Consider the following 21795-nt stretch of genomic DNA (forward strand, 5'->3'; position numbering starts at 1 on the left):
ATGAACTTCTAAAAATTAACCATCAGGTTGGCGTAGTAGTAGGTTCCGTTGAAGCCGAACTGGTTGGCGTTACGGGTGTACGGTACCTGTCCGTTACTGTAGGACGCGTAATTGGAAAAGACCCGATCTGGGTAGACGTTCGTAATGTTGTTACCGCCAAGCGTCAGGGAGAACATCTTGTTGAACGCGTAGACTGCTGAGACGTCGAACAGGTTTTTGCCGCCGAAGGTCTGGACGCGGTGAGGAAGACCACTCGGTTTTTCCCAGGCCGTTACGGCACCAAAATACGTCGAGCGCAGGTTAACTGTTAGTTTACCCATCTGATAGCCAAGCGAGACCAGTACTTTGGTACGGGGCTGGCTTGTTTCGATCAGAGCGCGGCTCACGGTGTCGATCAGCCGAATCGGCGCGGTCGTGCCAGCCTGCAATTGCGCGGGTGTTCCTTTCGTCCCGACAATTTCCGTCTTGTTCACCGTTAATGCGATGCTGGCGGTAAAGACGTTGCTGCGTCGGAGTGTCTGCCGGAACGACGTTACAAAGTCGATTCCCCGGGTTTGGGTGTTTACCTGGTTGGTAAAGAACGTGATCTCCTGTAAACCAGGAAAGAGTGGTCTCAGGGCGGCAATGTTGGCTACCCGTAGGTTTTCGGTGATGATAATTCGATCACGGATGTCAATCTGGTAGGCGTCGAGCGTAAACAGCAACCGGTTACGAGCTGCTTTGGCCGTCAGGCCGAGGTTATAGTTCCAGGACGTTTCCGCTTTCGGATCTTCGATACCGATTTGGTTCAGTCGGGGGTCGCTGTTGGGAATTTCCTTGGTCGACGTTACGACGCCGTTTTGCACCGTCGACGTGGTCACGGCGTTGGCGACCTGTTGCAGCAACGGTGCCCGGAAGCCCCGGTTGATCGAGCCGCGAATCGAGAAGTTGTCGTTCAGTTTATAGCGCGACGCCAGCTTCCCCGACAGATTGCCGCCGAAGTCGCTATAGTTTTCGTAGCGCAGGGCTCCTTCCAGCAGCAGTCGCTCGGTCAGGTCACTTTCTACGTCTACGTACACGCCAACGTTCGAGCGGGTCCGGTTTGTCTGGTCATCCAGCCCGATTCCGACGCGTCCCTGCGAACCGGGGATTTTGTTGTTGGTAGCCGCCAATGGACCGATCTGATAGCTGGCTGGGTCCCCCGCCTGGAGTTGAAACCGGTCCACACGGTACTGCGTACCAATGGCCAGGCTTAGTGTTTTGGTGCCCAGTGCACCGAACATCGTTTTGTTAATGTTGATCTCGCTCACGCTTTGCCCGAATGCAATCCGGCCCACGTAAAAATCTTTCGGCGAGTTGGCCCCCAGCGATGCGTTGGTCGAATTAGTTACGTTCTGATCGAGATAGTTGTAGCCGTAGCTAGTGCTCAGGTCTAAATTCCAGCCCTCCGCTACCTTCCTGCGAATTCCCAGTACGGTTGAATAGTCCTGCACGGTGCCGGGCAGCTGGGGCGTAAACCCATCGGGATAAATAGACGGGTTGGTCGTACCGACGGTTGGGATGGCCGTGCGAAAAAAGCCCTGCGCATTCACGCGTTTGCGCGAGAAGCCGCCAAACGAATAGAGCATCCAGTTTTTGCTCAGAGGAAGCCCTGCGTTATAAAATAGCTGCCCCGATTTCATCGCGTTGCTGCCGTATTGTGTCACCCGGAACGTACCGTACTGACCGTAAACACCCCGCGCTTCACGGGTCGATTCATCAGTGGCGCGGTTGGTTGAGTAGATGCCGGTATAGGCCCCACCGGCAACGGGCTGCGGATTGTACGGGTCTGACCGGTCCGTACCGCCTACGTCCTGGTAGCTACCGGTCAGGTTCAGGTAGCCGTTCTTCCCCAGCCGAAACCCATAATTCAGCCCCGCTGTATAACCGCCCCCATCGCCCTGGCTCGTGACCCCGTATTGCAGCAACGCGCTTCCCGTTCCGACTGATTTTTTCAGGTTTAGATTGACAATTCCGGCGATAGCGTCGGAACCGTACTGGGCGGCTGCTCCGTCGCGCAGGATTTCCAGTCGCTCAACCGCCAGCGTTGGCACGGCGTTCATGTCCGTAACTACGGTACCCTTACCCACCGTTACGTTCAGGTTAACGGCCGCGAACTGATGCCGCCGTTTGCCATCGACCAGCACCAGCATTTGGTCGGGTGAGAGACCTTTTAGCGACGCAGGGTCAGCATAGCTGGCAACGCCGTTGATACCGTTTTTTGCCGAATTGAAGGAGGGAGACGTAAACTGTACCTGCTGGCTTAGCTCAACCTGCCCCGTCGACTGCAGTTCTTTAGCCGTCAGGACGTCGACCGGAACCGCCCGTTCCACGTCGGTGCGCGCCACGCTCGACCGCGAACCGACCACGGCTACCTCCTGCAGAAGGGCTGAACTCTCCTCCAGCGTTACGTCGATCGACGTTTGTCCCGTTATAGCTACTTCCTGATTCTTGTAGCCGATAAACGAGAAGATCAGCGTTTCGCCCGGCTCGGCTTCCAGCTTGAACTGCCCCTGCGCGTCGGTTGAGGCACCCCGCGTTTTGCCTTTCACCGTTACGTTGACGCCCGGCAAAGGCTCCCCATTTTTGGCCGTGACTTTACCAACAACCGGCGGGGCCGCTGGTTCGCTCGGGAGCGAGGTGTTGTCAGGCGCCGTGTTCAGAACAATCTGCTGACCAACAACCCGGTACGTAATATTAAGCGGATTCAATAGTTGGTTCAGTACGTTGTCGAGCCGTTGTTCCTGTACCGAGACAGACACCAGCCGGTCGGCTTTGATGACTTCGGCGCTGTACATAAATCGGATATCAGTCAGTTGTTCCAGGCGGTTCAGGATCGTGCGGGTGGGCTGATCAACGGCTGTCAGCGTGACCCGGCGACTGAGAACCTCCTGCGCCCGACTTTCGTGAGCCATCGAAATGCTCACAAACAGGAGCGCAAGAACAAGCTGGCAGACGGTAATTTTCATGATTGCCCGCAACAATGCTGGTAAAGTTGATTGGCGATGCATACTTTTAAGCTGTTTTTGAAAGGTTTAGAGAAATTCTGGACAAAAACGATCCCTGCACCCGATAACCGGGTGTTTCGCGGACACGAAAACGTAGGGATTTCAAAGCCGGTGATGGTGGTACATCACCGGCTTTGCTCGTAGAAAGCGAACACTTAGTAATCCATAGGCGCTGGTCAGTCAGGTAAAGGTTTGGAGGCAATTGGTCTAGTCGCTGGGGTGCAGCCCCGGCTGTCGATGACAACCTGCCCATCAATGATTTCATGGCGGGCGTGGGTCACTTCACTGATGAGCGTAAGCTTTTCGTAGAGCGATTCGCTGGTTAGCCGGGCGGTTAAAGTGCAATGAGCCAGCGCATCAGTATCGTACACGAAGTCAACACCATAGGCTTTTTCCAGGCTATCAAATACCACGGGTAAAGGCGTGTCTACAAAATTGAAGTCAGGCCGCTTGTTGTCCGATGTGAGCAGAACCGGATTCTCCGCCAGAGTTTTCACCAGCCGCGCGTCAGATGGGTAGAATACGGCCCGCTGGTTCGGCGTGAGCACCACCGCATTAGTAAATTCTTTATCCGATGCGTTCGCGCTGGGACGGCTAAATACCGAAACCTTTCCCGTTCGTACGGTAACCGATACGTTAGCCTTGCCGCCAAAGGCTTTTACCCGAAAACTTGTTCCCAGTACCCGCGTAACAAGGCGATCGGTCACAACCAGAAAGGGCCGCTCGGGTTGACGGTTTACGCTGAAGAAGGCTTCTCCCGTCAGAAACACTTCCCGTTTGGTTTTCGGAAAATGATCCGGGAAACGGAGGAAGCTACCTGGTTCGAGTGACACCTGACTGCCGTCGTCAAGCCGGATCAGCATGGGCCGCGTTGTGTTGTTCATCCGCACGCTCAGCAGCTCGACCTGCGCCGGGCGTTCTGTCGACCATTGCCAGAAGCCGTACCCAAATAGACCGAGTAAGAGTACTACCGAAGCCGCTATCCGGAACCAGCTCTGGCGGTAAAGGGGGAGGACAATGGTCGTCGGAGTGAGGGTTCTCTGCTCCGTTTCAGCTTGAATGTGCGTCCACATCCGTTGCCGAACGGCCTCGCTTTCCAGGGAATTAAGCGATTGCTCCGTACCAGCCCCCATCGACTCATACCAGGCTTCAATACGTCGAATTTCCTCGTCGGTGGCCCGCCCGGTCTGGTAGCGACGTAACAGTTGACGAAAATCGAATTGAGTCATAAGGCTGATAGAACGCCATAGCGGGTCGTTCATAGTGTAAGTCAGCCTGCTGAGTACTTAACCCTAAAAGAAACTATTAAATAGTAGTAAGTTTATATTTTGTGGCTTTTTATGGGCTATATTTCCCGGTATTATTCTATTCTCTAGTCGATAAAGAAAAATAAGGCCAAAGGGCCCAGGTTGCGTAAATTCTCGCGAACAACCTTGAGCGCCCGTGTCAGGTGATACTCAATGGCTTTTTCGGATAAATCAAGCCGTTGCGCAATTTCGGGGATGGTGAGGTACTCAAACCGGCTCAAGCGGAATACCTGCTGTGATTTCTCGGGGAGTGTCTGTAAACTCTGTTCAATGGCATTAGTCAGATCCTGCAACGCCAGCTCGTCGGTAGATTCTGTATCCGTTTGCATTAGAAACGACTCGTAATAAGCCACAAATCGTTCGTGTACCCGCAACGACTCAATATAGTTGATAATCGAAAAGCGTAAGGCGGTTAGCAGGTATGGCCGTAGCTCGCGGATGGTAGCCTCGGCTCTCCGGCTCCATACGCTAACGAATAAGTCCTGCACCAGTTCTTCGGCCGTTTCGCGGGAGCGCAGCTTTTGATAGGCTATTCGGTGCAGCAGGCTCCAGTAGCGATCGTAGATTTCGGCAAAGGCGTTCCGGTCACCATCGGCCAGCGCCGAGGTGAGTTGACTATCAGCATGGTGGCGATACGCCGTTGAGGCCAAGGACGGCATGACGACAGAAAAATAGAGTCAGCCGCAAATGTATGCAGAAAATAATTTTATGAGTATTTCCTGAAAAAATATTACTGGATGGTGTTCTTCAATGCGGTGTTGACCAAGAGGTATTCTACGTATAAGTCTGGCTATACGTAGCCAGACTTATGGATTACGCCAGTGTTAGCGAATTATCGGACTACTGAAATGGGTGATCCGCCTGAGAAATGACAGAGCCATTCTGAACGACTTTGTTCTGTAAGAAAATTAGCGGTTTGCCGTGTAGCCTGTTACGTGCAGCTCGTTCAAGAATGAATCCTTCTTTAACGACTGAAAAAACGCGGCATCTTCTTCCCGAAACTTAAGCGCCTTACCGGTGTCCTCCAGGTAAAATACGATTGGGAGAACGTAATTTCCGGCGTAAATCGGTTTCTGAGCCGGAAGCAGCTTCATCGCGCGACTAACTTCTTGTCGGAAGTAAGGATCTACATTCCCCTTATTCAAAACCGCAACACCAGTAATTTCGCCTTGGGCATCAACGTTGAAACCCACATAAGCCTTGGCGACTTTTTCTTCTCGTTGAGCCGATGAAGGATAACGAATTAACTTCGCCAGGGATTGGGGAAAGTCCGAGTTACTGGCTAGCGAACTTTTCCCCGCTTGGCCGTAGGACAACGATGCTGTGAACGAAATAAATGCTAAGGAGGCAAAGAAAGTTTTCATAAAACATGAGGTTCAAGCGTGAAAAGGATCTACTTATTGAGGATGCATAATCACGTTAGAATCCATAGGCTATTCTAGTTTTTGTGGTGTTACTGGGGCAACACTAGTGCCGTCTTAGCAGATGAGTTGCAAAAACTACTTATGCCTTATTCGTCGCAAGAAACGCCCCTACTTGAGACGAAGGAGCGTTCATGTGTCTGTTGCTTTACCGGGGTGTTACAAGAGACCAGCAATTAAGTTGGTGGTTTGGCCAATATGTGGCGATTTCGGAGGCATACACCTCACCACTGCGACTAGGGTAAGAATGCCGAGCATGGTCAAAGATTCGGCCAGTTTAGGCGGGTCGATTTCAAAGAGCGCAGTGAAGTGGCCTTTGATACTCAATTGAACTACCGCCGGGACTTGGAAGAGAGTTCCTTCCTACGCAATACCGTGAGCAATGGCACGGTTCAAGAACGGGCCGCTATGACGCTGGAACTACGTGATACGCAGTATGAGCGTTACCAGCAACTAGTCAGCGAGCGGAAGAGCTCCGGCAAGAGCAAGCCAAGACAATTGAGTTAAACAGCAGCGAGACCTGAGCGCTCAGCAAGAGCAGAAGCGTAGCCGAGGGTTAGGTATGTGAGTTCACTGATAGGCGCATTCTAGCGTGACTGGGCCACTGCTGATCGTGTAGAAGCGGGTGAGTGTCGAGAAACCAGCAGAGTAGCCGATGCCTGATGCTCCTGAGGAATAGACTAACTGGTTACTCCCTCCATCATTGCCGTATAGATTGATGATAAAGCTAAACAATATGGCTGGATTAAGAATGACTGGTTGAGTGACTGGAATGATGAACGGCACGGTTGTGTTCGTAATGCCTTTCACTGGTTCACTTCGGTACAGAAAACTGCTCACAACAATGGGTGAACCGGTGGGTGATCGCTGTCCTAGTTCTAGGGTCAAATCTGCCCGTTTGGTATTATCCCAAGTGGGTACCTGACCAATACCGTTCCACTGAAAGTCAGCAATCGTGACCCGCTTGAGTACGCAGTCTAGTATGGTAATCGGCTGGCTAGTAACACGCTGGCTACCCGTTGAACTGGTCGTGGTCAACTGAATTGTGTATGTACCTGACTTGGCATACGTGATTGTAGGGTCTTTATCGGTCGATGTGGTTCCATCGCCAAAGTCCCAACTGTACGCCGTTCCATCAGTACTGTTATTGGTAAATTTGATAGCAAAGCCGACGGGGTATCCGGATAGATAGTTTTTCAACTCAACATCACTAAGACTGTAAGTGAAAGCTGAGCTAGGAACAATCTGGTTAGACTGACAAGCTACTAGAACTATCAGAATAATTGAACTCCAAAGCAGGCGTTGCAGAGCAAAATAATTCATAACAAACGTAGTTTGATAGACTAAAAATAAGATATAGGATGGTCAGTCTAATACGCTTTCGCTAACTAATTTATTGCTCAGCTGTTCTTGGGAGTACAATCGCTTCTTTTCCTCCCGCGTGAGACGATAAACCCTTCATTTGTCTGCTTTAAAAATGGGGCGTTTCGGAAGATGTTCGTCAGGCGTTAGGTAAAAAAGACCTTTCAGTTATACCGTTTCATTAAAACACACAACGCCCTCGAGGCTGTATGTTTAACTTGAGCCATGATCGTTTTGCTAACTCAGTAAGCCTGAACATGCATGAACAACGCCTGCCTTCTGACAACACTGGTTTTGCTATCTGCCGCCTTGATTAGCCAAGGCCAAAGCCCCCTAAGCCCGCCAACACCGCCAGCCAGCAGGAGGCCATGACCCAACTCCTTGACTTTTCGCGACCAGGCCCTAACCATGCTCTTCTGGCGAGGCTTGTCGGTACTTGGGCTTTTCAAGACAAGAACTTACCCTTTGTCAAAGGCACTATTGTTCGGAAGCTCATTTACGAAGGCCGCTTTTGTGTGGTGGAGATTACGGGGGGTAAATTGCAAATACCCATCGCTGAAGGACAGATGAAACTGGAGAACTATCAGGGAATGGAAATTGAAGGGTATAATAATGTAGCACACAAATTTGTTACGACATCGATCAATAACCACATTGGTAGCGGTATTACCAAGCAAAGCGGGGGCTACGACCCTAAAACCAACTCGTTTACCTACGATTGGGACAGTGAATTAAGACCGGGTTTGACACGTAAAAACAGGAAAGTTTTGACTGTTCTGGATGAGTCTCATTACACTGAAGAGTATTACGAGGAGCAAAATGGCACTAGTCCTAGTAAGAAGGTACGGCAGTTGATTTATAGCCGAGTGCCCGTTAAGTGACTCTAGCGGGCTGATTCATCGGCCTTGTAGGGGTATGTGTAGGATGAGAGGTGGTTAAAAAAGCGTGTGAGTGCCATCGATCCGGCGCGTCTCAGGTTGTTGGTTTTGTTATTAGTCCTCGGTTCGCGTCTTACAAATCCCTCCATATTGAGAGCCTCGACGGTTTGAACGCAGACGAATATCTTGCCTGTCACAACGGTAAAGTAAAACAGGTAAGATGGTCGGTGCTCACAACCACACAAGGGCGTATACCTGGTAGCGTTAAGAATGGCGAACGGTATTTCCTGTTTATCAGGCGTGCGTAATCCGACTAGCAACCCAATTTTCGGAGGACGATACTACTGGAGTGGATGATCTAGAAACAAGTTGAATGACTGATCAGCTTGGCACAGGGGCGTATACGCGCCCGAATCAGTAAGCTAGAAATCTAGGACGACGGATGATCTGGAACGAACTCGGTTTCTGTCCCATCCTGAAAGGGAATGTACAACCGTTCCCAACGCTCGCCCTCAATCAGGGTCCAACTATGGCCGGGACCTGCCGTGTCTTCGGCAATAAGGATGATACCCGGTTCGATGATGAACGTATCGCCATTGCTTACGCTAAAGCGCAGTTTGCCTTTTATCGTCACTACGTATTGCGTGCGGGGCGCGGGGTGGGGGCGTTTCTGGTAATCGTCAACCTGCGTTTGTCCAAAAAAGTGGCTCGTCTTTATGGGGGTGTTCGTGGGAAGATAGCCTGTCTGAAAGGTACACTGCCCGTCAGCGGTGTTGACTAATCGGATGGCTTTAAGGGAATGCTGTGCGTCAGGGGGCGTCATCGTCATGTGTAGCGTTGTGGGGTATAGCTAAACGGAAAGGCCCCGGTTTAGCCAAACCGGGGCCGCTGCTAGTCCGTAATAAAGCTAGTGTTGAGCAGTAATTACAACTCCCGAATCTGAATGTTTTTGTACCAGACTCGCTCGCGGGGACTATGGTTCTGCAGGGCAATTTTGCCTTTGGCGTGAGCCTGTGCGTACGGGGCATTCGCAAATTTGCTTTTGGCGACCATCGCTTTCCAGGCATCGGAACCGTAGTCGTACTCAACTACTTTCTTGCCATTGACGAAGTGCTCAACGTGGTTTTTATTGACTACAATCCGGCCTTTGTTCCATTCGCCGACGGGCTTGGTGGTGCCCTTTGGGGAAGGTGGCTGCATGTCGTAGTTGGCACCAGTGAGCTGCACTTCTTTCAGGTCGACCAGTTTGCCGCTTGGATCGATATAGCCGTTGTCGTCAATGACCTGGTATTCCGGCCCCGACAGATACGTTGATTTGATGTCTGGGCTGTCGATGACTTTATAAACGACTCCACTGTTGCTACCCTTAGGGATTTTAAACTCAAACTCCAGCTCAAAGTTCTCGTATTCCTTGTCGGTTACCAGATCACCACCGGTACCATCGGGGGTGATTGCACCGTCCTCAACGTACCAGCCAACGACGCCGTCTTTGTGATAGCTATGCCAGCCTTTTATCGATTTTCCGTCGAAGAGTGATGTCCATTTGGGAGGTTTTGCCAGCGCCATCGTACTGAGTAATAAACAGGGAATGAGCAGTTTTTTCATGGAGTGTTTCGGTTTTACAACCGTAAATGTAATTGGAAATTTATAACGAAACAGGCCGTTTATCTACACGATTGGTGGATAAACGGCCTGTTTCGTAACAAAACCTGATTGATCTAGCTAGCCATTTCGCGGGCTGCCTCCGGATCGTTGTATTTGCGGTCGAGGTCGTCCGTCGATTTCTGATCAGAACGGTCTGGCCCCGAAATCATATCCTGAGCCTGCACGCTGCTTTCGTCCAGCATCTCGCGGGGATATTGTTCCGTTTCTTTTGCTTCCTCAGGCCGTTCGCTCGTCTGGTAGGGGTCGGCGTCTTTAGCATTTACGTCGTAGGCGTGCGCGGAACCGCCCGTTGCCGGGTTCACGTCCATCCCCTGATCGTCAGAGCCGGCTAAAGTCTCGTCATAGGGTTCGCCCTGCACGGTTTCACTTTCGCCAACTTTCTGCGTCAGAATACTCGACGTATACGTAACGAAGTTAGCACCCGCGTTGATTTCATGCGACCGGTCTGGCTGATTGGGTTCTTCGATCTCCGGCTGATCCGGCGACGGAGAGCCTGGCAGATCCGGAACCTCTGGACCGGGTGCTGGCGGGGCAGGTGGCGTTTCCGGAATACCCGGTACCGGCTGTAGCGGATCGGGCGTGCCGGGCGTCGGTGGGATCATATCGGCAGATGGATAGATCGTAGTCGACAATGAACCACCTGTTGTTGATGCTCCGAAAAAGCTGGTAGGCGTTTTGTCATCCTCCGATGGCAGACCTGCATTGACCGTAGCGCCCGCGTCAGGATTGCCGGTAATTTCGGCATCGGCGTGCGGATTTTCCGGCATCACCTGGTTATCAATAACTTCACCAGCCCGCAAAGCTGCGTCTGAGTTTTCGTATGTTTTGGTCCGTTGCTGATCGCCCTGCAGACTACGTTCTTCGTCGCTGCTGTAGCGATTCTGCAACTGTTCATCCATAACGTCATCGTGGGTGTCACCCAGTTCGGTTAATTTTCCGTCGACCAGTTTCACCATATTGGTTTCGCCCTGGTCCTGGCCATATTTTGTTTCGGCGTTCTCGTTCGAGACCATATTGGCCTGTTGAGCGCCGTCGGTGAGTGCTGATGAGCCTTCCATAATCGTTGGGTTTATGTTGCCTAGTAAAAACCCATACCGATGGAAAAGGTTTAGGCTAGATCAGCGCGTCGAACAGGATTTCGGCCGGATGCTGGGCGTGCCGGCGCGTACCATCTTTGATCTGGTGGCGACAACTGGTGCCCGCTGCCGAAATGATGACATCGTCGGTGGTGGAACGGATGGCCGGGAACAGCACCAGCTCACCAATCTGCATGGACAGGTCGTAGTGCTCGGTTTCGTAACCAAACGAGCCCGCCATGCCGCAGCAGCCGGACGGAATTAACTGAACATCATAGTTGCGGGGTAACGAAAGCACTTTCTTCACGGGTACCATCGACGACAAGGCTTTCTGATGACAATGTCCGTGCACTTTCACCAGACGGGTATCGGTCGTGAACCGGCTTCGATCAATGCGGTTCGCGTCCACCTCTCGGGCGAGCCATTCTTCGAACAGGAACGTATTGCGGGCGATATGCTGCGCGGCTGCTTTCAGTTCAGCGGGGACCAGGTCGGGGTATTCATCGCGGAAGGTCAGAATAGCCGAGGGTTCCAGGCCAATTAGCGGTGCCTCTTCCGTAATGAGGTCTTTCAGGGCCGTTACGTTCCGAATGGCCAGTTTACGTGCTTCCTCGACAAGTCCTTTCGAAAGGTATGTTCGGCCGCTTTCCGCGTGCTCCGGCAGCAACACCGAATAACCCAGCCGCTCCAGCAATTGAATGGCTTTCTGTCCGACTTCTACATCGTTGAAATTGGTAAACTCGTCAACGAAAAGGTATAGGGCGTGGGGAGTAGGGCCCGGGGTATAGGGCGTGCGGGGAAGAGCCTGGGGTTGCGCTGGGTTGCTAGCCTCCACCCCCTGTCCTTCGCCCATAACTTTCAAACCCTCTGCCCCGCGCCCCGCGCCCTTCGCCCATTTTCTAAGTGTCTCCTTTCCCAGACCCGGCATGGTACGGTTGGGGTGAAAGCCGACGGCTTGATTGGCGATTCGACGCAGGACAGGCGTGTCGTAGATAGCGTTGTAGGCCCAGGGGGCGATACTGGCCAGGGACATTAGTCTTGTGAAATTGCCTACCAGTCGCGCCCGTAGCGGAATGCCTGACTCACGGTATTGCTGCTGGGTGAATTCGGCCTTCATGCGCGTCATGTCCACACTCGACGGGCATTCCGATTTGCAGGCTTTGCAGGATAGACACAAGTCCAGTACGTCCTTTACAGCCGCGTAATCATGCTTCGACGGCTTGTCCTGCGAACTGTAGAAATGGCGGAGAATATTGGCGCGGGCGCGGGTTGTATCGTGTTCGCGCCGGGTAGCCATGTAGCTGGGACACATGGTACCGCCCGAAATCTCGGTCTTGCGGCAGTCGCCGGAGCCGGAGCATTTTTCGGCCAGTTCGAGCAGACCGCCATCTTTCGAGAAATCGAAGATGGTTTTGGGCTGCGGAATCACGGTGTCGGCCTCCGATCGCAGCGACTCGTTCATGGGGGGCGTGTCGACTACCTTGCCGGGATTGAACGTATTGTGCGGGTCCCACAGGGCTTTTACGTCTTTGCACAACTGGTAGTTTTCGCCACCCAGCATAAACGCAATGCACTCGCCCCGCAGCCGCCCATCGCCGTGTTCACCGGAGAGTGAACCGCCGTACTTCTTGACAAGCTGCGCCGTATCCATCAGTAGGTTCCGGAATTTGGTACGTCCCTCCGACGATTTGAGGTTGATTAGCGGCAGGACGTGGATTTCGCCCGCTCCGGCATGAGCGGAATACTCCAGTTTCAGGCCGTGCTGTTCCCAGGCCATTTTATCGAGTTCGTCGATGTAATCGGGCAGGTCGTGCACATCAACGGCCGTATCCTCAATGACGTTGGCGGGTTTATCGTCGCCGGGGATGTTGTACATGATACTCAACCCGGCTTTGCGGAGTGCCCACGGCTTTTTCGTTTCCTCATCGAACAGCACCGGATAGGCGTAACCTAATCCTTTCGTCTGCAAGTCCGTCACAAAACGCTCTGCCCGCTGACGTACGCTCTCCGCCGTATTATCGAAAAACTCGACCATCAGAATGGCCTTTGGATCGCCCTCGACGAACGTTCGGTTTTTCGTCTGCTCAATGTTCGTTTTGGTAAGCTGCAAAATGTAATCGTCCACCAGTTCCGACGCGTAGCACTGATGCTCCAACGCCACCAGATTCGCTTCGAGCGACTGACGAATGGTCTCAAAATGCGCACACACCAACGCCGTTTCTTTCGGTGGCAGCGGCAGCAGATTCAACTTTGCTCCCGTGATGAAACACAGCGTCCCCTCTGACCCGGCAATGAGGGGGGAAAAGTTGAACGTTTTTTCTGGGACCAAGGAGAAAGGAGAAAGGGAGAAAGAAGGTGAAGAAGATGGGCTTGTTCCTTTCTTCTCTTTTCCTTGTTCCCAAAAACTCAAAAATGCATCTAACGCATACCCCGTGTTCCGTCGGGTGACGGTGGGTTTAGGGTAGCCGTCGCGTATTTGCTGCTGGATGGTCGGGTTGGAGAGCCAGTCGCGAAACTGGACGTAAAGCCGCTGTTCGAGGAGGCTTACTACGTTTTCTCCCCGGCATTTCGCGTCGAATTGTGCTTGAGTGAGTGGACCGAATGTCACTTCGGCTCCGTCACTCAGAACGGCCTGTACTTCAACCAGATGGTCGCGGGTGGTGCCCCAGACAATGGAGTGGAGCCCGCAGGAGTTGTTGCCGATCATCCCACCGATCATGGCGCGGCTGGCGGTTGATGTCTCGGGGCCGAATAGAAGTCCGTGCGGTTTTAGGAATGCGTTCAGATCGTCGCGGATAACGCCCGGCTGTACCCGAACCCACTGCTCGGCAACGTTCAATTCACCGATCTGGCCAAAGTATTTGGAGATGTCGACCACAATGCCACTGCCCACCACCTGACCCGCCAGCGACGTACCGGCTGCCCGTGGAATCAGCCCCAGCTTGTGCTGCTGGGCAAACCGAAGCAGCCGCTTGATATCGGCTACGGTTTTGGGCAATGCTACCGCTATCGGCATCTCCTGATAGACCGACGCATCCGTTGCGTAAAGAATTCGCTGGGCCGTATGACCGGGCGATTCATCGAAATACAGATCGCCTTCAAACGAAGGCAACAAGTTGGCGAAGGGATAGGATTGAGTCAGACGAAACATACCCCAAAGTTACGAAGAAACAGGGGTTACTGGCGCGGCACCAGCCGGTACGCCCGCCTGACGAAAATGCCGATCAACGTAAAAAGCCCGGCCAGCAGCGGGAGCATGATCCAGGGTGTCAACTGGTCGTGATTATAGAGTTTCGCCCAAACCGAGTTGAGCTGAAAAAACAGGAAGAGGCCGGTGAGAAATGTCCTCATACTAGCTAGTAACAAGCGCGTATTGCCTACCTGCCGCGTTACGTTCTCAGGAGTGCGCGGCCCTGGAAAATTCAAAAAATCGGGGTGAGTGTTTCGGGCAGCCCACAAGATACCCAGCAGAATGAACGTAATACCAGGCAGAATCAGGAGCGTTACCGGACTACCCCAACGGTCAGGTTTACCCGACAGATTGTAATGGATCGCCGTTGGATTAGGCAGCCAGATCGCTCCGGCTATCGACACGATGGTCAGCAGCACGAACAGGGCGATCGTCAGCCGGTTAGCGTTACGTTCGAATCTACTCATACCAGTTTTTGTCGACTTACTGACGTTCTCCGTAACAATAGCAGAGTCCGTCGGGAGCTATAATAAAGAAAACCTTCCAACGAACATCACCATGTTGTTGTACGGCGAAATCAGCTTTTTCTTTAGCCAGGCCATTAGTCTTTAACTCGTCAAACGCCGTAGTAACACGATCGACCTCGAAGAAACAGCCATCCTGCTCTGGATCGCCACCGTTCTCGGCTAAACCAATCTGAACTGAATCTCTGGTTAGAACGGCCGAACGATAGGGGGCATCAGACCGGGAGACAAGCTGAAATCCCAGCACAGTTTCGTAAAAAGGAAGAGCCGCTTCGAGGTCGCGAACGGGCAGATTCAAATTGCCCTGTTGAAAAGGCGATACGTGTTTGATGGTTGCTTTAGCCTGTTGCATAGGGTCAGAATATAGTGGAAGGGGTGTTATCTAATTCATTTGCTGTTTACTGACAGCAAGGTTAACCAATGCTCAACGTAATCTTTTTACGGTGAAGAATTTCAGGTTTTCTAAAACAAAACTCCCGCCGAGCTAGCTCGGCGGGAGTTTCAGATGAGACTCAAAAAACTTACCGGTTGATCGAGACGCTGCCGCTGTTAGCGGTCATGTTTACGGCGATACCGCCCCCGTTGAGTTTACCCCGTACGCGGTCTTTTTCGACATTACCCTCAAAACGGGATAGATTGTCGGGGAGGTTCACCCGGTTGCCACTCAGATTCAGGTCCATGCCTTTGTTAAGGGGCATGTTCACCCGGATGCTGCCCGCGCTGGTGTTCAGCCGGACGTATTCGCCCAGTTTGGTCAGACTTACTTCAACGCTACCGGCGCTGGTGCTGGCGTCCAGGCTGCCCGCTACGTTCGCGAGCCGGACCGAGCCGCCCGATGTACTGGCTTTGATATCGCCGTCGATGTTGTTACCCTGTACGCTGCCACCACTGGTCTGGGCGTCTACGTCTCCTTTCAGGTCCGCCAGTTTAATGCTGCCGCCGGATGTATGCAGCCGTAGTTTCCCCGACGAGGCCGTTGCTTCGATGGAGCCGCCCGAAGTTTGCAGGTCAATACCACCATCCGACTCCGTCTGGCGAATCCGGTCGGCGTGGATCGAACCGCCTGACGTCTGGCCGTTGACGCTGCCCTCAATATCGTTCAGGTGCAGGCTGCCCCCGCTGGTACGGAACCGTTGGTTGCCCGTCAGGGCAGACAGATGAATGGAGCCACCCGAAGTGCGCAGGTCGGTTGTTACGTTTCGGGGGGTGAAAAATTTGAAGCTGATGCTCAGCGAGCGCTGCCAGCGGTCCGTCGCACGGTCGTTACTGTTGTTGTTTCGGCGTTTCACGGTGGCCACGAGTGTACTACCCTCTTTGGCAATCGAAATGTCATAGTCTTTCAGCCGGTCTTCGAGTTCGTCTTTATCCAGGTTGTTCCGTCCATTCCAGTTGTTGGGATGGACATACATTTCGACTCTGGCCTCCTTGCCGGAGCCACCTTCTACGGTCAGGCTACCGCCCGAGGTTTCGGCACGAACAGCGCTGATACCACCCGAGAATTTCTTGGTCAAATAAGGCGTATCCCGATCGTCGAGCGTTTTATTAGGAAGCGTAAAGGCACTCAGCGTCAAGACGCTGGCGCAGGAAAAGGCGAGAAGGAATTGATGACGGTTCATGGCGGTTTCTAGTTTATGCTGGAAAGATGTTCGATTAAGGAAAAGGGTTGCACGGGTGGTGAAAATTTTCGGGTATCACTGGTTCCTGCGGATCTATTTAGTCAATGCGCAGGCTCTTTACGGGATTCATCAGGGCGGCTTTGATTACCTGAACGCTGATGACGATACCGGTCAATAAGGTTAGCACAAGCCCAACCTGAAGAAACGGTAGCCAGCCCAACGTCTCGTGGTAGGCGTAATCGGCAAGCCAATTGGTCAGGAGCCAGTAGGCCAGCGGCCAGGCCAACGCGTTGGCCACGACCATAATCCACGCGTATTCTTTTACGAACAAGAAGACAATGTTGGGCACAGAAGCCCCCAGCACTTTACGGATTCCTACCTCTTTGGTCCGGCGGGTCACACTCAGCGACACCAGCCCTACTACACCCAGAATGACAATTAGTAAAGCTAAGCCCGTAGCTACGTAGGCCGCTTTTTCCAACTGTAGTTCTGTCTGGTACAGCCGCTGAAGCGTCTGATCCATGAAAGCGTAGTCGAATGGTGCATCGGGAAAGAGAGTTCGCCATTTCTGCTCAATACCAGCCAGGGTTTGGCGGGTGCGGCCCGGTGCGATCCGGAATGAGAAGAATCGATAAATGGACGCCTGTTGAACCTGAGCAATGGCCAGCGGCCGGATCGCTTCGTGCATCGTGTTGACGTGGAAATCCTGGACAACCCCACCAATCTGAAACGATTGAGGAAAGTTCTGTATCCGGACCGATTGACCAATTGCGGCTTCGGCTGTTTTGTAGCCCAGGGCTCGAACGGCGGCTTCGTTAATAACCAGGCTGGTTGAGTCGTAGCCACTGTGGTCCTGGTTGAAATACCGACCGCTACGCAGTGGAATCTGATACGTTTGCGCAAAATACTGATCGGTGGTCATGAGCTGCACGCTGGCACCCTGCGTTGAGTCCCTGCCTTCACGATAGAGATTTCCGCTGTTCCCAATGTTCCCGTTAGGAATCTCGAAGGACAGACTTGCCGCCTGGATGCCGGGGAGACGGGCCAACTGATCGCGGGCAACTTCCATCCGGGCCACGCCCTTAGCCGACCAGTCGCGCGGTAGTGAGGAAACCGTCAGTACCGCTTCTTTTTTGAAGCCCAGATCGGTATCGAAGAAATAGGCAATCTGCTGAGAGACGATAATGGCTCCCACGAAGACAAAAATGGCGATGGTAAACTGAACCGTCACTAAAGAACGCCGAAGCCAGGCTCCTTCAGCGACTGATTTTTCCTTGCCCTTCAGTGAATCGGTGGAGGAATAAGCCGACAGACGTAACGCGGGGTAGGCTCCCGCCAGGATGCCAATAACCAGCAGTAAACCCACTATGACCAGGCCGTACTGCCAGGGAAGACTCTGTAACGAGGGAATGGTTTTACCCACTACGTCGCTAAACAGGGGTCGAAACAGGACGTACAAAACCAACGATAGTCCAGCGGATAAGGTCGTTAAGGTAAGCGCTTCGAGTAGGAACTGAACCGTTAACTGCTGACGTAAACCGCCCAGTGCTTTCCGAACGCCAATCTCCCGCAATCGTGACGACGAGCTACCCATCGACATATTGACGAAATTGACAACCGCCATCAGGAGAATGAACACGGCAACCGACGCCAGTGTGATGATCATTTTCCGGATCAGACCGTTGTTGCTCTGCAGGTAGTAATCGGTGAGGGGCGTAACGTAAGCGGTTAGGTTCTTCTGGATATCGGCTGGCGTATTCGTTTTGATGAGCTGAGCCAGCGGTTTTTCCAGGCTCTGCGCAGAAACGCCGGGCTGTAATTCGACGTAGGTAACAATGTATTGATTAAGCCAGGAAGACATTGGGCCTTCTCCCCCGAAGAAATACCTCAGGCTACTCAATGGCATAAAGATCTCATTCTTCTCGGTGAGGAGATTGGAGACCGAATTGGCGGGTAGGGGAGCCAGAACGCCGGTAATCAAAAAAGTTTGCTTACCGGCGGCTGTGGTTTCAACCTGCAACGATTCATTTATTACGTCCGTCCTGCCGAAGTAACGCATGGCTTTGGCCGCCGTAATGACCATCGAATTAGGACCGCTTAGCGCCGTGCGGGGATCGCCATGCAGTAAGGGGAAACCGTACATGGCGAGCAAGGTTGAGTCGCCAATCTGCATGGATTCCCGGGCCTGCGTAGTTCCTTTTGATAACGTAGCACTGGCGCCATAGAACCGATAGAAATTGGCAACCAGGGTGGGGTACTGGGCCTTAAGGGCCGGACCGAGCGGGGCTAGCGTCGTAAAGGCTATGCCCATGTTTTCGTCTTTCCAGTGACTTTGAACAAGATAGTGGCGGTCCGCTTGTCTTAACTGGCGATTCACCTGAAACTCGCTCCAGATGTAGCTGCCGATCAGGAGAAAAAAGGCCAGGCCGGCAGCTAAGCCCGTGATGTTAAGCAGGGAGTAAAACCGACGCTGGAGCAGGTGGCGCCAGGCTATTTTCAGGTAATTGCGCAGCATACGCCTATTGATTCACAGGACGAATCCCTAGATTACGTTCCGTCTCTTTGATGATCGCCTGCTTTTCGCGCTCGGTCTTGCCCAGTACATTGGCGGTGCGTTCGACAATAAGCTCCTCGTTGTCTTTGCGAAAAACGTACTGCATCCACAGGCGTCCGTTTTCCTTGTCTTCCCGAACTAACATTGAGGTCGGAGACACCGCATCGGGCGACAAGGCTGGCGCGCTGATTGGTTCGACTGCCGACCGAACGTAGACCGAATCATTATCGATCAGGACGGTTGATTCCTGCGTGCTACGGATGTCCCGTTCACGCTGGGCAGACTGCTGAGCGATGGTCTGACTACCAAGTAAGCAAAGGATGACTAACAGGAGATTTTTCATAAAACCAGCAGAAGTTAGTTGGTTGAGCTACTCTGCCAGAACCATACTCGCTAGGATCGTGCCATTTATGATAATGGTTTGATGGTGAGATTTTTAGCTTCTGGATAAATGAGAAAAACGTCCGCTGTCGGACAGTATTTCGTACGACAGCGGACAGTCAAGGGGTGGGGGCGAAGGGCAGCAGTAACAGCCCCCAACCCCTTGCCCCATACCCCTTACTCACTCCGTAGACTCTTCACCGGATTGACCAGCGCGGCCTTGGCACTCTGAAGACTCACGGTAAGGACCGCAATGCCTACGGCGAATAAACCAGCCAGGGCAAATACCCACCAGGTGATGTCGACCTTATACGCAAAATCCTGTAGCCAGCGGTGCATGCCGTAATAGGCAAGGGGAGACGCAATACCGATGGCCACGAATACCAGTTTGAGGAAATCTTTGGAAAGTAACGTAACGATACTAACTACACTGGCACCGAGTACCTTACGGACGCCGATTTCTTTGGTGCGTTGTTCGGTCGTAAACGTCGCCAGACCAAACAGTCCCAGGCAGGCAATGAAAATGGCCAGTGCCGATCCAACTGTGAACACCCGGCTATACTGCCGCTCGTTCTGGTACTGACGGTTGTAGTTCTCGTCGGCGAAGAAGAACTCGAAGGGGTTGCCGGGGTAAGCGGCTTTGTAGAGCTGTTCCAACTGGGTTAGTTTGTCCTGCACCTGATTGGTAGTTAATTGAACCGTCAGATCGCTGACCGACCGGCGAGGCAGAAAAACGACGGGCTGTATGGCCTGCTGTAAACCTTGATGGTGGTAGTCGGCGATAACACCAACGATCTCGAACGCTTGCCCCCAATTAAGCCGTTGTCCGACTGACTGACCGGCCGACGCGAAGCCCAGTTGACGGGCCCCCGTTTCGTTGATCATCACTTTCGCGCTCTTCTCGTAGCCCAACTCCGCTTCCTGTGTGGTGAAATTCCGACCAGCTATCAGTTTGATTTCGTAGGTCGTCAGGAACCGATCGTCAATGATTCCCATCGAATACGATTTCTTGTCGTCGCCCGGCCGCGGGTTTTGTTTTGTAATCCCGTCGGCGGTGAAATTGTAAAAATTGCCGGGTACAATGCTCGTCTGACAAAAGCTTTTAACGTAGGGAAGCTGGCTAAGCTCGTCTTCCAGGACAGCCGTTGCTGGGGTAAACGAACCGTTCTGGGCTAACGCTGGTCCTTTGATCACAACGCGCTGCGTCAGCCGGACACCGAGGTCTTTGTTCTGCATGTACTGAAGCTGCCGGTACAGCACCAGCGTGGCAATAACCAGCGCAATCGATGCGCTGAACTGCGCGACGACCAGCGTTTTGCGGAGCCAGCCATTCTTACCGCCCTGATACGTCCCTTTTAGTGTCTGGATGGGCTGAAACGAGGTCATCGTGAAGGCCACGTAACCGCCCGATGCGATTGCTCCGATCAGCAGCAAAGCCAGCCCGACCAACCAGAAACCATCGAGGTCGAGCTTGTCGAGTGACAAATCCTTCTGAATAAATTCGTTGAACGATGACTGGAGCACCGTAACCAGCAGCAAGGCCAGCAAGAAGCCCAGCCCGTTCAGCAGCAGCGATTCGCCCAGAAACTGCCCAATAAGCTGACCCGGTCCAGCCCCGATTACTTTACGGACGCCCACTTCTTTGGCCCGCTTCAAAGCACCTGCCGTCGACAAGTTGACGTAATTAAACCAGGCAATCAGCAGGACCAGTCCGGCGATGCCACTCAGTATGTAGACAAAACCCAGGCTGCCACTGGTCTGATAATCGTCGCTCAGCGAAGAAGCCAGATGCAATGTGGTTGCTGGCTGAACGATGAACCGGTTTTGCTCATCTGGATTACGTTGCTTAGCCAGTGTATTGATCTTTGCTTCCAGCGCCTTGTAATCCGCCGGAACGCCGGGGGTACGCTCCGGAAGTTCCAGGAAGGTGGTCAGGTACGTACCGTAAAAACTATCGAGCCGCGCCCAGTCATTCCCGTTCAGATTAGCTGGGTTCGCCAGCGTTTGTAACGCAAACACGGCATCGAACGACAAGTCCGAATTTTGGGGAATGTCGGCGTAAACGGCCGTAACGGTGTACAGCGTTTTACCGAACTGGTTATTAAGGGTCAGGGTCTGACCGATCGGGTTTTGCGCCCCGAAACATTTGTGAGCCTGCGACTGGGACAGCGCAACCGTATTGGGCTGGACAAGCGCCGTAGTGGCTGTCCCTTTGATGAGCGGGAACGTAAAAAGCGTGAAGAAACTAGCATCGGCATACGCCAGCTTACTTTCCCGAAATGACTGAAGGGAACGAGCTTCGGGAAAGCTTACAATGCCGTTGGCCGAATTCTCCGCGATGCGGCAAAAATTACGTACCTCCGGGAGTTTTTCCTTCGCCAGCGGACCGACGGGCGGAGACATGGCTGACCAGATATCGCCCGACTTGCTTTGGGTGAGTAATCGATACAGCGTCGGCAGGTTTTTATGGAACTGGTTGAAGCTCCGCTCGTAGGCGACGTACTCCAGAATAAACACAAAGGCTGTGATGCCGAGCGCCAGACCAGCAATGTTGATCAGGGAGAAAACCCGGTTCTTGCGTAACGTACGCAGCGCGATTTTGAGGTAGTTCTGTAGCATGACCAACGCGTATGTGTCAAGGTTAGGAAATAGTCCGTGTCAAGACAGTTACAAATGGTGTACCAGTAGGATAATATACTGATTATCAGTGTACTTTATTTGTTTTAATACAGAAAACGTCCGCTGCCGGACAAATTCCTGTACGACAGCGGACGATGAAACTAATACGGTTTGAC

At 52.8% G+C, this 21795-nt stretch carries 16 protein-coding genes and 1 pseudogene; 2 read left to right on the top strand and 15 right to left on the bottom strand.

The features are described 5' to 3' along the window. Positions 1-8: 8 nt before the first annotated feature. The 4 genes from HU175_RS09160 to HU175_RS09175 form a co-directional block, all read right to left on the bottom strand. Positions 9-2987, bottom strand: a complete 2979-nt coding sequence (locus HU175_RS09160) for a TonB-dependent receptor (protein WP_176566304.1) — start codon at positions 2985-2987, stop codon at positions 9-11. 215 nt (positions 2988-3202) lie between these two features. After that, positions 3203-4255: a FecR family protein gene (locus HU175_RS09165; protein WP_176566305.1), complete on the bottom strand. Its 1053-nt coding sequence runs from the start codon at positions 4253-4255 to the stop codon at positions 3203-3205. A gap of 143 nt (positions 4256-4398) precedes the next feature. Beyond that, positions 4399-4992, bottom strand: coding sequence for an RNA polymerase sigma-70 factor (locus tag HU175_RS09170; RefSeq protein WP_176566306.1), 594 nt, complete (start codon positions 4990-4992; stop codon positions 4399-4401). Between the two features lie 249 nt (positions 4993-5241). Continuing rightward, positions 5242-5697 carry a TonB family protein gene (locus HU175_RS09175; protein ID WP_176566307.1) on the bottom strand — a complete coding sequence of 152 codons (456 nt, stop codon included), beginning with the start codon at positions 5695-5697 and terminating at the stop codon, positions 5242-5244. Between the two features lie 360 nt (positions 5698-6057). On the opposite strand from HU175_RS09175, the pseudogene HU175_RS09180 reads away from it, so the two are divergent. Next, positions 6058-6261, top strand: a pseudogene (locus HU175_RS09180) (hypothetical protein); the annotation flags it as partial. 63 nt (positions 6262-6324) lie between these two features. On the opposite strand, the gene HU175_RS09185 reads toward HU175_RS09180, so the two are convergent. Then, entirely contained in the window at positions 6325-7077 is a 753-nt protein-coding gene (locus tag HU175_RS09185) for a PKD domain-containing protein (protein WP_176566309.1), read from the bottom strand. Positions 7078-7484: 407 nt separating this feature from the next. On the opposite strand from HU175_RS09185, the gene HU175_RS09190 reads away from it, so the two are divergent. Next, positions 7485-7997: a DUF1579 family protein gene (locus HU175_RS09190; protein WP_176566310.1), complete on the top strand. Its 513-nt coding sequence runs from the start codon at positions 7485-7487 to the stop codon at positions 7995-7997. A 427-nt stretch (positions 7998-8424) separates the two neighbouring features. On the opposite strand, the gene HU175_RS09195 is transcribed toward HU175_RS09190, so the two are convergent. The 10 genes from HU175_RS09195 to HU175_RS09240 all read right to left on the bottom strand — a co-directional run bounded on the left by HU175_RS09195 (position 8425) and on the right by HU175_RS09240 (position 21619). Next, positions 8425-8823 (bottom strand): hypothetical protein, encoded by a 399-nt coding sequence (locus tag HU175_RS09195; RefSeq protein ID WP_218037018.1) that lies wholly within the window; start codon positions 8821-8823, stop codon positions 8425-8427. A 95-nt stretch (positions 8824-8918) separates the two neighbouring features. Then, the gene (locus HU175_RS09200; RefSeq protein ID WP_176566311.1) at positions 8919-9599 is read right to left on the bottom strand and encodes a DUF1080 domain-containing protein; all 681 of its coding nucleotides are present in this window, start codon (positions 9597-9599) and stop codon (positions 8919-8921) included. 113 nt (positions 9600-9712) lie between these two features. After that, positions 9713-10717: a hypothetical protein gene (locus HU175_RS09205; protein WP_176566312.1), complete on the bottom strand. Its 1005-nt coding sequence runs from the start codon at positions 10715-10717 to the stop codon at positions 9713-9715. 55 nt (positions 10718-10772) lie between these two features. After that, a complete protein-coding gene (locus HU175_RS09210) occupies positions 10773-13886 on the bottom strand; it encodes an FAD-binding and (Fe-S)-binding domain-containing protein (protein ID WP_176566313.1) in 3114 nt (1037 codons plus the stop codon). A gap of 26 nt (positions 13887-13912) precedes the next feature. Then, the gene (locus tag HU175_RS09215) at positions 13913-14392 is read right to left on the bottom strand and encodes a DUF1648 domain-containing protein (protein ID WP_176566314.1); all 480 of its coding nucleotides are present in this window, start codon (positions 14390-14392) and stop codon (positions 13913-13915) included. Positions 14393-14408: 16 nt separating this feature from the next. Then, the gene (locus tag HU175_RS09220) at positions 14409-14801 is read right to left on the bottom strand and encodes a VOC family protein (protein WP_176566315.1); all 393 of its coding nucleotides are present in this window, start codon (positions 14799-14801) and stop codon (positions 14409-14411) included. A gap of 169 nt (positions 14802-14970) precedes the next feature. Continuing rightward, positions 14971-16065 carry a DUF4097 family beta strand repeat-containing protein gene (locus HU175_RS09225; RefSeq protein WP_176566316.1) on the bottom strand — a complete coding sequence of 365 codons (1095 nt, stop codon included), beginning with the start codon at positions 16063-16065 and terminating at the stop codon, positions 14971-14973. Between the two features lie 97 nt (positions 16066-16162). Further along, positions 16163-18580 carry an ABC transporter permease gene (locus HU175_RS09230; RefSeq protein WP_176566317.1) on the bottom strand — a complete coding sequence of 806 codons (2418 nt, stop codon included), beginning with the start codon at positions 18578-18580 and terminating at the stop codon, positions 16163-16165. Between the two features lie 4 nt (positions 18581-18584). Next, positions 18585-18962, bottom strand: a complete 378-nt coding sequence (locus tag HU175_RS24795; RefSeq protein ID WP_228724379.1) for a hypothetical protein — start codon at positions 18960-18962, stop codon at positions 18585-18587. Positions 18963-19177: 215 nt separating this feature from the next. Continuing rightward, the gene (locus HU175_RS09240; RefSeq protein WP_176566318.1) at positions 19178-21619 is read right to left on the bottom strand and encodes an ABC transporter permease; all 2442 of its coding nucleotides are present in this window, start codon (positions 21617-21619) and stop codon (positions 19178-19180) included. Positions 21620-21795: the final 176 nt, after the last annotated feature.

The sequence above is a fragment of the Spirosoma sp. KUDC1026 genome (assembly GCF_013375035.1).
GTDB lineage: Bacteria > Bacteroidota > Bacteroidia > Cytophagales > Spirosomataceae > Spirosoma.